9 protein-coding genes, 2 tRNA genes and 1 pseudogene are annotated in these 12,663 nt (G+C 63.8%); 6 read left to right on the top strand and 6 right to left on the bottom strand.

All coding sequences use genetic code 11. From position 1 onward, the window contains the following. Nucleotides 1-267: 267 nt before the first annotated feature. The gene (locus IVB18_RS32060; RefSeq protein WP_247984340.1) at nt 268-1,512 is read left to right on the top strand and encodes a hypothetical protein; all 1,245 of its coding nucleotides are present in this window, start codon (nt 268-270) and stop codon (nt 1,510-1,512) included. Nucleotides 1,513-1,584: 72 nt separating this feature from the next. Here the strand turns inward: IVB18_RS32060 and IVB18_RS32065 are convergent. Next, nucleotides 1,585-1,658 (bottom strand) — tRNA-Gly (locus IVB18_RS32065). A gap of 246 nt (nt 1,659-1,904) precedes the next feature. Here IVB18_RS32065 and IVB18_RS32070 point away from each other — a divergent pair. Further along, nucleotides 1,905-3,629: an IS1634 family transposase gene (locus IVB18_RS32070; protein WP_247983724.1), complete on the top strand. Its 1,725-nt coding sequence runs from the start codon at nt 1,905-1,907 to the stop codon at nt 3,627-3,629. A gap of 304 nt (nt 3,630-3,933) precedes the next feature. Here the strand turns inward: IVB18_RS32070 and IVB18_RS32075 are convergent. Then, nucleotides 3,934-6,344, bottom strand: a pseudogene (locus tag IVB18_RS32075) (ATP-binding protein). 339 nt (nt 6,345-6,683) lie between these two features. On the opposite strand from IVB18_RS32075, the gene IVB18_RS32080 reads away from it, so the two are divergent. Continuing rightward, the gene (locus IVB18_RS32080; protein WP_247984341.1) at nt 6,684-7,397 is read left to right on the top strand and encodes a transporter substrate-binding domain-containing protein; all 714 of its coding nucleotides are present in this window, start codon (nt 6,684-6,686) and stop codon (nt 7,395-7,397) included. A gap of 15 nt (nt 7,398-7,412) precedes the next feature. Here the strand turns inward: IVB18_RS32080 and IVB18_RS51710 are convergent, their stop codons facing one another. After that, a complete protein-coding gene (locus IVB18_RS51710) occupies nt 7,413-7,544 on the bottom strand; it encodes a hypothetical protein (RefSeq protein ID WP_256477137.1) in 132 nt (43 codons plus the stop codon). A 29-nt stretch (nt 7,545-7,573) separates the two neighbouring features. Continuing rightward, on the bottom strand, nt 7,574-7,759 hold the full coding sequence (locus tag IVB18_RS32085; RefSeq protein ID WP_247984342.1) for a hypothetical protein: 186 nt from the start codon (nt 7,757-7,759) through the stop codon (nt 7,574-7,576). A 193-nt stretch (nt 7,760-7,952) separates the two neighbouring features. On the opposite strand from IVB18_RS32085, the gene IVB18_RS32090 reads away from it, so the two are divergent. Continuing rightward, complete coding sequence (locus IVB18_RS32090; protein WP_247984343.1) at nt 7,953-8,339, top strand: YciI family protein; 387 nt, start codon at nt 7,953-7,955, stop codon at nt 8,337-8,339. Between the two features lie 10 nt (nt 8,340-8,349). Here the strand turns inward: IVB18_RS32090 and IVB18_RS32095 are convergent, their stop codons facing one another. After that, a complete protein-coding gene (locus IVB18_RS32095) occupies nt 8,350-8,940 on the bottom strand; it encodes a TMEM175 family protein (protein ID WP_247984344.1) in 591 nt (196 codons plus the stop codon). A gap of 126 nt (nt 8,941-9,066) precedes the next feature. Here IVB18_RS32095 and IVB18_RS32100 point away from each other — a divergent pair, with 126 nt between their 5' ends. Both IVB18_RS32100 and IVB18_RS32105 read left to right on the top strand, forming a co-directional pair. Then, complete coding sequence (locus IVB18_RS32100; protein WP_247984345.1) at nt 9,067-11,124, top strand: ATP-dependent helicase; 2,058 nt, start codon at nt 9,067-9,069, stop codon at nt 11,122-11,124. Nucleotides 11,125-11,220: 96 nt separating this feature from the next. Further along, nucleotides 11,221-12,252: an LLM class flavin-dependent oxidoreductase gene (locus IVB18_RS32105; RefSeq protein WP_247984346.1), complete on the top strand. Its 1,032-nt coding sequence runs from the start codon at nt 11,221-11,223 to the stop codon at nt 12,250-12,252. A 120-nt stretch (nt 12,253-12,372) separates the two neighbouring features. On the opposite strand, the gene IVB18_RS32110 is transcribed toward IVB18_RS32105, so the two are convergent. Further along, nucleotides 12,373-12,458, bottom strand: a tRNA-Tyr gene (locus tag IVB18_RS32110). Nucleotides 12,459-12,663: the final 205 nt, after the last annotated feature.

Consider the following 12,663-nt stretch of genomic DNA (forward strand, 5'->3'; position numbering starts at 1 on the left):
TACTTTCAGTGGAGCGACCACAGCGGGTCATGATTGAATGAACTACCAACTGCGCCTTTCGCTTCCGTACCCACCGCCTTGGATGTCGAGAATCCGATTTACTGAAGCAGACATTAAGCGCGCTGTTAGAGGTGTCCTCGACAGTGGTGGCAAAGTCGCGCGCGTCGAGATTTGGCCTGATGGACGCATTTCCGTGTTGATACGCGAAGAAAGATCGATTTCAATAGATCCTGAGGACGATCCGGAGGTGTCCAGGAGTTTGCTGTGATGAGGATGGGACGCTCGGCGCTGCCGCTGCCTCGCTACACAAGGCGCAAACGCCTTCAGAAAGGGAGCCTTGCGTATTTTTTTGACGTGCCAACGTGGGCACGTAAAAATGGCTGTCCAGTCAAGAACGAACCGCTCGGCACCGATTACGAGTTGGCTGTGCAGCGCGCCGAGAAGATCTTGCTGCCTGCGTTCGACAGCTGGCTGACGGGTGGCGATGATGCAAATCCCGTGGGCATTGGAGTAGTGATCGGAACGCTGGATTGGATGTTTCACGAGTATCGTCGAACGTGGAAACAGAAAACAGCGAAGCGTTTGCAGCCGTTGAGCCCGGGTCAATGTCGCGTGCATGAAACCGGCATCAAGATGATCTGCGAATACCTATTGAAGGACGGAAGGCGCCTCGGCACGCGGCGCGTTTCCAGCATCGATACGGCGTTTGCGGACGATCTGTTCGAGAAGCTGCTCTACAAAGATGTCGACGGCGAGAAGGTTGAACGCCGCACGACCGTGAACCACGCGATGAAGACCGCTCGCGGCGCATGGAACACGATCTCAAGGGCACATCCCCATCTGTTTCCGGCGAAGAACCCATTTGAGAAGATGGGCCTGCAGTCGACCTCGCGCGAAACACCACATGCTAATTTTGACGAGCTGGCAGCGTTCCGTGCGAAAGCGATCGAGTTGGGCTATCCGTCATTGGCAACGGGTGTCCTGATCGGTTGGGAATGGCTGCAGCGCAAGGCTCATATCTTCATCCGATTCACGGCGGAGCACTATCGGCCAGAAAGCCGCCCAAACCACGTCTATGTCATCAACTACAAGACGAGCACGGACTCATGGGAGCCGCTCTTCGATAAGAAGGGTAAGCCGCTCTATCCCCTGCTCATGGCCGAGCTTGACGCCATGAAAGCATTGCGGCCGACGGGCGGCCTGATGCTGCGCCGAGATGGTAGTAGTTTGCCCTGGAGCGGCAAGGGCGAAATGCTGACTCAAGTCGAGCGCATTTCGAAGAAGATCATTCTGGCCGCGGGCTTGCGTCCTGAGCTGACCTTCACGTCGTTTGGCCGGCATGGCGGGACCACGGAGGCGAGCACGTCCGGCCTCACAGAAACGCAACTGATGAAGAAGGGCCAATGGTCATCGACCAAAGCGATGGCGCACTACCTTCATCATGACGACGAGGCCAAGCAGGACGCACAGATTAAGCGCATCAAGCGGCGTAAGCAGGCGGCCAGAAGGTGAACATTTGTCGGAATGGATTCAGCCGTCTTGTCGGAATGGAAATCAAGAAATCCGATAAGTGATTGAAAATATTGGAGCGGGTGAAGGGAATCGAACCCTCGTATTCAGCTTGGAAGGCTGCTGCTCTACCATTGAGCTACACCCGCGTCAGGGGCTCCCTAACACGGCCGGGCGGCGGTCTCAACTGCTGAAGAGGTGGCTTTCCCGCGGCATTCCGGGCTTGCGACAGGCATGGTTCCTGCCGACCGGCTTCCCCTTAACCCGAACTTCCCCTCGGGATTTTTGTTAGAGCGTTGAGAGGATTTGAGAAGTTTGGATCGGGCTGATTTTGTAGGCATGTAAATGATGATTTTTGGCTTGCGAATGGCAGGTTTCCGTGATTCGATTCCGGCATGTTCGTCGCCCGCATTCCCAACCGCAACTCACCGCCCGCGATCCTGTTGCGCGAGAGCTATCGCGAGGGCGACAAGATCAAGTCGCGCACGCTGGCCAACCTGTCGCATTGGCCGGATGAGAAGATCGATGCGCTGCGCCGCGTCCTGAAAGGCGAGGAGCTGGTCTCGCCGGCCGAGCAACTGCGGATCGAGCGCTCGCTGCCGCACGGCCACGTGGCCGCGGTGCTCGGCATGGCGCGCCAGCTCGGACTGCATCGCCTTGTCCCGGACAAGCCCAGACGGTTGGCCAGGCTGGCTTTGGCCTTGATCGTGGCACGGGTGATCGAACCGGCCGCCAAGCTGGCCACGGCGCGCCAGCTCAGCGAGGCGACGGCGGCGCATTCGCTGGGCGAACTGCTCGATCTCAGCGCCGTCGACGAGGACGAGCTTTACGAAGCGCTCGACCTGCTCGGCACGGCCCAACCGGGGATCGAGGCGACGCTCGCCAAGCGCCATCTGCATGACGGCTCGCTGGTGCTCTACGATCTCACCTCCAGCTATCTGGAGGGGCGACATTGCGAATTGGCGCGGCATGGTTACAGCCGCGACGGTCGTTCCGACAAGCTGCAGATCGTGTTCGGCTTGCTGTGCGCCGCCGACGGCTGCCCGGTGGCGGTGGAGGTGTTCGAAGGTAACACCGCCGACCCGAGCACGCTGGCCGCGCAAGTCGACAAACTGAAGGCCCGCTTCAAGCTGTCGCGTGTGGTACTGGTCGGCGATCGCGGCATGATCACCAGCGCCCGTATCGAAGCCGATCTGATGCCGGCCGGGCTCGATTGGATCACCGCTCTGCGGGCGCCGGCGATCCGCAAGCTCGCCGAGGACGGCGGCCCGCTGCAATTGTCGCTGTTCGACGATCGCGATATGGCCGAGATCACGTCCCCCGACTTCCCCGGCGAGCGCCTGATCGTGTGCCGCAACCCGGATCTGGCCGACGAGCGTCGGCGCAAGCGCGGCGAGTTGCTGGCGGCGACCGAGAAGGATCTCGCCCGCGTCAAGGCCGCCGTGCAGCGTCAGCGCAACCCCTTGCGCGGCGAGGATGAGATCGGTCTGAAGGTCGGCGCCGTGCTGGGCAAGCGTAAGATGGCCAAGCACTTCCACCTCGCCATCACCGACACTTCGTTCGACTTCAGTCGGATCGAGGATGCCATCGCCAACGAAGCGTCGCTCGACGGCTTCTATGTGCTACGGACCAACGTGCCGGCCGAGAACCTCGACACCGCCGCCACGGTGCGTGCCTACAAGAGCCTGGCCCAGGTCGAACGCGCCTTCCGCACCATCAAGACCGTCGAACTGGAGGTGCGCCCGATCCACCATCGCCTCGCTGGCCGCGTGCGCGCCCACGTCTTCCTCTGCATGCTCGCTTATTACATCGTCTGGCACATGCGCCGCGCGCTGGCCCCGATCCTGTTCGACGATCACGACCGCGAGGCCGCCGACGCCGCGCGCGTCTCGCCCGTCGCCAAGGCCAGAGTCTCGGCCGCGGCCAGAACCAAGGCTAATCGCAAGCACACCCACGATGGCCGGCCCGTGCACAGCTTTCGAACGCTGTTGCAGGATCTCGCCACGCTCACACGCAACATCGTTCGCATCGGTCAGGACGCCCCGGCCGCTATGCTCACAAGTCCAACCCCACTACAACAAGACGTCTTCAATCGGCTCGGCATTCCTATCGCCCCATAATGTAGGCAGACGCGCCGTCACGCCCGCTGGAATTACACGCCAGCTCAAATGCTTACGTCGCTACTCAAGGGGAAGTTCGGCTTAACAGGGACGGTCGCGCCGCCTATATTGAGGTCTTCCGAAACCAACGAAAGGAGGTGATCCAGTGTCTTATACCAAGCGCTGTCACCTCGCTGGGATCGCCCGCTAAGCTTTGAAGAGAGCTTGGCATCGGGGCGCTCTCAGCCCTGGACCAGCGAGCAAGAAATCGGGCGCGACGGGGCCTCCCCCGCCGCGCCTTTTTCGTTGACATCGTGCGTGCGGCTCAGGCGGGCGGCTCGCCCGCGAGCATCTCGCGAATCTTCTGCGACAGTTCCGACTTCCGGTACGGCTTCCTGAGCAGCGCCACGCCGGGGTCGAGATGTCCCTCGTGGACGATGGTGTTGTCGGTATAGCCGGACGTGTACAGCACCCTCATCCCGGGGCGACGGAGCCGGACGGCCTCGGCCAATTGCTGCCCGTTCATGCCGCCGGGCATGATGATGTCGGTGAACAGGAGATCGAATTTGGCGCCCTGGTCGACCAGTGCGAGCGCGGTTGCGCCGTCGCCGGCCGCGAGCGTGCGATAGCCGAGGCTGCCGAGCTGGGCGATGACATAGCCCTGCACCAGCGGATCGTCCTCGACCACGAGAATCGTCTCGTGCCCGCGTGCTGCCGCTGGCGCCTGCACCGGCTCCGTTCGCGCCGGCGCCTCGCCCGCCGATCGCGGCAGGAACAGCCGCATCACGGTACCGCGGCCCTCCTCACTCTCGATCGCGACAGTGCCGCCGGTCTGCCTGGCGAAGCCGTAGACCATGCTGAGGCCAAGCCCGGTGCCGCGGCCCACCCCCTTGGTGGTGAAGAACAGCTCGAACACGCGGTCGCGGATGTCGGCCGGGATGCCGTGGCCGGTGTCGGCCACCGCGACCATCACGAAGGCGCCGCGTATGACATCGCCGTCACCGACACTATCCGTGCCGTCGAATTCGCGGTTGGCCGTCTCGAGCGTGACCTGCCGCCGCCCTGCATCGCGTCGCGCGCATTGACGGCGAGATTGACGATCGCCGACGAGAGCTGCGACGGATCGGCCATCGCCGGCCACGCGTCCTCCGCGAGGCGGGTCACGAGCTCGACATGCTCGCCCAGGATCGGCTTCAAGAGCCTTGCCGTCTCGACCACGAGGCCGTTGACGTCGATCTCGCGCGGCTCCAGCGGCTGGCGACGCGCGAAGGTCAGGAGCTGCGAGGTGATCTCCGCGCCGCGCGAGGCCGCATCGTCGATGAGCTGGGCGATCGCGGCGATCTGGGGCTTGTCCGCAAGCTCCTCATGGATGATCTCGATAGTGCCGGTGATGACGGTGAGCACGTTGTTGAAGTCATGCGCGACGCCGCCGGTGAGCTGGCCGATCGCATCCATCTTCTGGGACTGGCGAAGCCGCTCCTCCGTCTCGTGCTGCGCGGTGAGGTCGGCAGCCGAACCGCGGTAGCCCATGAAACGTCCGTCGGCGGCGAACACCGGCTGGCCGTTGACACTGAAATGACGCACGCGTCCAGCCGCATCGCGGCCGCGGTACTCGAACTTCCGGAACGGCTCGTGGCGGTCCAGCATCGCCATGTGATCGCGCCATTTCTGCGGCTCGGCGTCGTGGTCGACCGCGGCATCGGAACGGCGCTTGCCGATCAGGGCCCTATGGTCCATGCCGAAGGCGCCGGCCCGGTCCGATATGTAGGTGAACACGTGATCCGGTCCGGTCTCCCAGAACCAGTCGGATGCGGTCTCGGCATAGTCACGGAAGCGTTGCTCGCTCGCGCGTGCGTCCTCTTCGGCGCGCCGGCGGATCTTCAGATCACGCTCGAGATTCGCATTGGCTTCGCGCAGCTCGCCATAGGCACGCTCGAGGTTGGCGCACATGGAATTGAAGGCGTCGATCACCTTGTCCAGCTCGTCGGGATCGTAGGGCGGCCGGCGCTCCAGATGCAAAGGCGGCGGCGGCCGCACAAGGCTGTACTTGCCGACGAATTCGGCGATGGCGACGAGATGCCGCGTCACGAGCAGATGAAACATGTAGATGATGAACAGGGAGACCAGGAACGTCTTTGCCGCCTGGCTTGCCAGAATGACGAGGGCCCTGTTCAGCAATTGCTGATAGACGTCGGTCAGCGTGGCCTCGACCCGGAGCGTGCCGATCGGGCGCGAGGTCCCTTGCACCATGGTGTTCAGCGGGAATTCACGCGTCATGGCCGAACGGGTGCTTCGCTCGCCAACCTCAACGCGGATGGGATTGGGCCGATCGGCGATCTCGCGGACCTCCGCCGCACGGATGTCAGGCAGCCGCAGGATGCCGTTGAGCTGAAGCTTGAGCTGGTTCTGGTCGAGATTCCACAGGCTCTCGCCGAGGCTGCCGGTCGTGCTGCGGCCGATCTCGTCGAGCCGCGTCTCGATGATTCCGACCTCGCGATCGTAATCCAGATAGAGCTGAAGCGCGGTCAGTGTGAGTGTCACGACCGATGAGAACAGCAGCACGGCGGCAAGCAGGCGGGGCCCGACGCCGCTGCGCGACCAGTTGAAGATCCGCGACAGGAGCGCCGCGAACACCGGAGGCGCGAGCACCGCGCCGATGCCGGTCAAATCCTGCTTCGCAGCCGCCGGCGCGATGACGCGACTGCGATCGGGATCTTCGTCACCTGCGTTGCCCATGCACCACGTCCCCGAAAATGGCGACACCCTGCTCCGGCCTGCCGGTCGCCGCCTCGAGCAAATTTCAACCGTTGAGACGCTGCCTCAGCGCGAGATGCGCGCAGCAATCCTGTCGGCCCATGGCGGCTTGAGGTCGGTGGGGTCATATCTTGCGCCCAGCAGCAGGAATCCTGCGCAAACTACCACTTCGCGTGCAAAATGACATCGGGTAAAGTCCGGGGGTCGCCTGCACACGGCGGGTGAGCGGCGAGCTTGCGGCCTGGTCCAAATACCATCTCCGATAGATCGCGCAAGTGCCCGAATCCGGTGGCAGCGATCGAGTAAGCAAGGAGACGCGTCATGTGGCGGATAGCCGTGGTCTGCCTGTCACTGCTCGCAGCCAGCTCATCGCAGGCGCAAGAGGTCATCCGCCTGGCGCGCATCGCCGACATCCCAGGCCAATATGTCGGCGGCGAGATGTTGCGGACGGTCTATGCCAAGCTCGGCATCAAGCTCGAATTCGAGGACGTCCCCGGCAAGCGGGCGCTCGCGTTGTCGAGCGCCGGCGAGGTCGATGGCGAGATCCAGCGCATCGGCACGCTGTCGCGCGACTACCCGACGCTGATCCAGGTTGCGCCTGCGATCAACTACATCGAGCCCGCGGTCTTCAGCACGAAACTGCATTTCGACGTCGCCGGCTGGAATTCGATCAGGAACTACAGCATCGGCATCGTCCGCGGCGTCGGCTCTTCAGAAGCCGGCACGCGCGGCATGGACCGCGTCACGGCGACCACAAGCCTCGAAAACATGATCCAGATGCTGGACGCCGACCGCTTCGACGTGATGGTCACCGATCTCTTCAGCGGGCAGGTCGCGGTGAGGAAACTCAATCTGCAAGCCAGGGTCTATCCGCTCTCCCCGCCGCTCGAGCGCATCAGCATCTACCACTATCTGCATGAGCGGCATCGCGATCTCGTGCCGAAAGTCGGAAAGGTGATCGAGCAGATGGAGGCGAGCGGCGAACTCGCCCAGTTGCGGGCCGACCTGATCAAGCAGATCCTGAGCGGACTGTAACGACGGCTGCCACGATCAGATCGCGCGAAGCCGCTCGCGCACCGCGAAGATGCTCGCGAGCAAGCATGGCGCGATCGCCTTGCTTGTCCGGCTCGCGAGCGAGAGCAGGAACGGCGATGCGGCGATCGATATCTGCAAGACGCTCATGGTCGAAAATTTGTTCGTCGCGCAAGGCTTCAGAAGCCGCAGACGTTGAGCGCGCGCGGGCGTTTGCCACGACGGCTTTCGGCGATGCGCTCACCGCCGTTCTCTGCGGAGCTGCCGTAATAGCGGTGATGGCCGGCGTGGTCGTACAAATCGGCAGCCTCCGATTGTCCCGCCCGACGCGCGTCGCAGATGATCTTGATGGCCAGACCCGACATTGCCGCCTCCAGTGTTCTTGTGGCCATCAGTCGCGTCGGCTTCGGGCGGCGTTCACCCCTTAAGCTGGCAATCGGGTTTCGGGACGGTTTCGTCGCGCACTCCGCGACGAAATACTTTAGTCTCCGGGATTGTCGGTATCGGCGGCGGTGATACGTCCTTCGGACCGCGAGCTCAAAAACAAACGAGGTGACGATGCTCTACGCCATCCTGGCCTACCATGTGGAAGACGAGATTTTGTCGTGGACGCCAGAGGAGGACGCCGCGGTCGTGGCCCGAGTCCTGGAGGTTCAGGCGCCCTTGAGGGCAAGCGGACACTTTGGGCCGGCCGCCCGTCTGGATGAGACCCGAAAGGCCCGCACCTTGCGTGGCCCCGGCGCGGGCATGGTGCTGGACGGCCCGTTTGCCGAGACCAAGGAGCAGCTTCTCGGCTTCCACCTCATGGAATTCGACACTGATGATGAGGCGATCGCGGCGGCGCGGACGCTGCGTCAGGTCAATCCGACTGCGGTCTACGAAATCCGCCCAGTCAAGCTTTACGTGCCGGCCGACGGGTTCGGCAGGACGGCGTCGGATGGATGAGCTCCCGCGCCTACGCGTCCACCCCGGTCGGCGCGGCGTAGAAGCGTTGGATCAGGAGCCCGCCGAAGGCGATGAACCATACGAAGGGCGCGACATGCGGCGCGAACGCCGCCACGATCGTGCCCGGGATGAACACGAGGAGCGGAAACAGCGAGGCCATGATCTCGTGGCGCCAGCCGCCCAGGATCGTCCACCACAGCCAGGCATTGAGGCCGGCGATCACGGTCAGGTTCAGGCCGTAGAGCACGGCGACCGCGCTGCTCATGGCGTAATTGGTGTAGAGGCCGTTGGTCACCGGCAGCAGCACGATCGAGAGCAGGAAGAATAGGTTGAGGATCACCCCGCCGCGGCTGCCGACGGGCTGGCGGGCCAGTCGCCGGTGATGGCTGATCCAGAACACGCCGGCGATGATGAAGCTGAGCGAAAAGCCGGCAAGCTTGCCGGAATAGACATGGGCGAGATCACTCCAGCCTGGCGCGCTGGTGAAGACCGCGGCCTTGGGCAGGTCATAGGCCAACAGCGTCATGGCGACGCCGAAAATGGTGTTGCTGAGCGACTCCAGCCGCCGCATCTCGAACTGTTCGGGCTTGAGCTCGGTCATTCCTGGCACGCTTTGCGGACTGGAACCTTGGGTCATCTTTTCCCTAGGTCCTAAAATCGGGTCCGTCCAGCCGCATTGCGATTCGCGCCGAGATCGCCGACTCTCGCCGTTTCACCGGGGCGATTCGTGGCGACATATCTGGACACGCTCAATGCGGAGCAGCGCCGCGCCGTCGAGCATGGCGTGGCCGATGGCACGACCGTGGGCAGCCCCCTGCTCGTCATCGCCGGTGCGGGCTCCGGCAAGACCAACACGCTGGCCCATCGTGTCGCGCATCTGATCGTCGCCGGCGCCGATCCGCGCCGCATCCTGCTGATGACGTTTTCGCGCCGCGCGGCGGCCGAGATGGCCGGCCGGGTCGAGCGCATCGCGCGAAAGGTACTCGGCGAGAACAATGCCGCGATCATGCGCGATGCGCTGAGCTGGGCCGGCACCTTTCACGGCATCGGCGCGCGGCTCTTGCGCGAATATGCCGAGCGGATCGGCGTCGATCCTGCCTTCACCATCCACGACCGCGAAGATTCCGCCGACCTGATGAACCTGGTCCGGCACGAGCGCAGCCTGTCGAAGACCGAGAGCCGCTTTCCCGCCAAGGGCACTTGCCTCTCGATCTACTCTCGCTGTGTCAATGCCGAGATGGAGATCGAGAAAGTGCTCGGTCAGCATTATCCCTGGTGCGCGGGCTGGGCCGCCGAGCTCAAGGGCCTGTTTGCGGCATATGTCGAGGCCAAGCAGGCCCAGCACGTGCTCGATTACGACGACCTCCTGCTCTACTGGTCGCAGATGATGAGCGACGCGCTGATCGCCGAAGAAATCGGCGGCCGCTTCGATCACGTGCTGGTCGACGAATATCAGGACACCAACCGCCTGCAATCCTCGATCCTGCTGGCGCTGAAGCCCGATGGCCGCGGCCTCACCGTCGTCGGCGACGACGCGCAGTCGATCTATTCGTTCCGCGCCGCGACCGTGCGCAACATCCTGGACTTTCCGCAGAGCTTCTCACCGCGCGCCGAAATGATCACGCTCGACCGCAACTACCGTTCGACGCAAGCGGTGCTGGCGGCGGCCAACGGCGTCATTGGGCTCGCGCGCGAGCGCTTCACCAAGAATCTCTGGACCGACCGCACCTCCACGCAGAAGCCGCAGCTCGTCACCGTGCACGACGAGGCCGACCAGGCGCGTTACATCGTCGAGGAGGTGCTGGCGAACCGCGAGCAAGGCGCGCTGCTCAAGCACCAGGCGGTGCTGTTCCGGACGTCCTCGCATTCGGGGCCGCTGGAGATCGAGCTGACCCGCCGCAACATCCCCTTCGTGAAGTTTGGCGGACTGAAGTTTCTCGACGCGGCTCACGTCAAGGACGTGCTGGCGCTGCTGCGCTTCGCCGAAAATCCACGCGACCGCGTCGCCGGCTTCCGCATCCTGCATCTGTTGCCGGGCGTGGGGCCCGCGACCGCGCAGCGCGTGCTCGACCAGATGGCGGAGAGTACCGATCCGCTGCACGCGCTCGGCCAGCTCCCGGTACCGCCGCGCACCGGCGCCGACTGGACCGATTTCGTCCGCACGGTCGAAAACCTGCGCTATTCGGAATGGCCAGTCGATCTCGAGCGCGTGCGGCTCTGGTACACGCCGCACCTCGATCGGCTCCACGAGGATTCCGAGACGCGACGCGCCGATCTCATGCAGCTCGAACAGATCGCGAGCGGCTACGTCTCGCGCGAGAAATTCTTGACCGAGCTCACGCTCGATCCCCCGGATGCGACCAGCGACAAATCCGGGCCTCCGCTTCGCGACGAGGACTATCTGATCCTCTCCACGGTCCATTCCGCCAAGGGCCAGGAGTGGAAGTCGGTGTTCGTGCTCAACGTCGTCGACGGCTGCATGCCCTCCGATCTCGGCGCCGGCACCAGCGCCGAGCTCGAGGAGGAGCGGCGCCTGCTCTATGTCGCGATGACGCGCGCCAAGGACGACCTGCACCTCGTCGTGCCGCAGCGCTTCTTCACCCACGGCCAGGCCGCCAAGGGCGACCGCCACGTCTACGCCTCACGCACCCGCTTCATCCCGGAATCGCTGATCTATCTGTTCGAACGCACCGCCTGGCCGAAGGCGGCCGCAGGCGCGGCACGCACCGCGGCGCAAGGCCCGAAGGTTGATATCGGCGCGCGGATGCGAGGGATGTGGCGGTAAGTCGAAAAAACGGAAACCGAGCATTTCCGGGGATGCCCTTGTGGCACCGCGGCCATCCATTAAGTCTCGTCCATCCTCCCCATAGAGACCTGATCGATGACCGCACCGCTCGAATTCGGACTGGATACCTTTGGCGACGTCACCCAGGACGCCACCAGCGCCATGCTTTCGCATGCGCAGGTGATCCGCAACGTCGTCGACGAGGCGGTGCTGGCCGACGAGCTCGGCCTCGACTTCATCGGCCTCGGCGAGCACCACCGCGCCGATTTCGCGATCTCCTCGCCCGAGACGGTGCTGGCCGCGATCGCGGCGCGAACCAAGCGCATCCATCTTGGCTCGGCCGTGACGGTGTTGAGTTCGGACGATCCCATCCGCGTCTTCCAGCGCTTTGCCACGCTCGATGCGCTCTCGAGCGGACGTGCCGAAGTGATCCTTGGCCGCGGCTCCTTCACCGAATCCTTTCCCCTGTTCGGCTTCGACCTGCGGGCTTACGAGGCGCTGTTCGAGGAGAAGCTCGACCTGTTCACCGCGCTGCTGTCGCAGAAACCGGTGACCTGGGAAGGCAAGCTGCGGCCGCCGCTCAGGGATCAGCTGGTCTATCCGCCGGTCGAGCACGGCACGCTGAAGACATGGATCGGCGTCGGCGGCAGCCCGCAATCGGTGGTGCGCGCCGCGCATTACGATCTGCCGCTGATGCTTGCAATCATCGGCGGCGATCCCGCGCGCTTTGCGCCGTTTGTCGATCTCTATCACCGCGCCTTCAAGGAGTTCGGCCGCCCCGCAAAGCCGATCGGCGTGCACTCGCCCGGCTACGTCGCCGAGATCGATGCGCAAGCGCGCGAGGAGCTATGGCCGGACTACAAGGCCATGCGCGACCGCATCGGCAAGGAGCGCGGCTGGCCGCCGATGGGCCGCGACGAATTCATCAGCGAAGCCGAGCACGGCTCGCTCTATGTCGGCTCGCCGGAGACGGTCGCGAAAAAGGTCGCCGCAACCGCAAAGGCGCTTCATATTTCGCGGTTTCAGCTGAAGTATTCGGCAGGACCGCTGCCGCACGAGAAGCTGATGCGAAGCATCGAGCTCTACGGGCGCAAGGTGGTGCCGATGGTCAGGGAGATGATGGGGTAGCGTTTGGCGCGACAACCCCGCCTGCGGGCTACGGCGTGGCAGCCTTCAGTAGCTTCGCGCGACAATCATCTGTGCTGGCTTGCATCTGTGCTGGCTTGCCGAGCCGTAGCTCGCGAAGGATGGTGGGGGAGGCAGGACTCGAACCTGCGAAGCCATAAGGCGGCTGATTTACAGTCAGCTCCCTTTGCCACTCGGGACACTCCCCCCGCTCGACGGCAGCACAATCGGACCGGACCTTGCCGGCGACCGAAGACGGCCATGGAACGTGAAGGCCGCGACAGCCCGGATAGGGGCGCGACCGGGCGCGTTTATGGGCGAAGCGGTGGGGCAAAGTCAACCGAGGCGAACAGCTAAAACCGCCCCTGATCGCACCCAAATTGCCATATTCCGGAGCCCGTGACACAAGCGAGC

Origin of the sequence: Bradyrhizobium sp. 186, from assembly GCF_023101685.1 — a bacterium.
Taxonomy (GTDB): domain Bacteria; phylum Pseudomonadota; class Alphaproteobacteria; order Rhizobiales; family Xanthobacteraceae; genus Bradyrhizobium.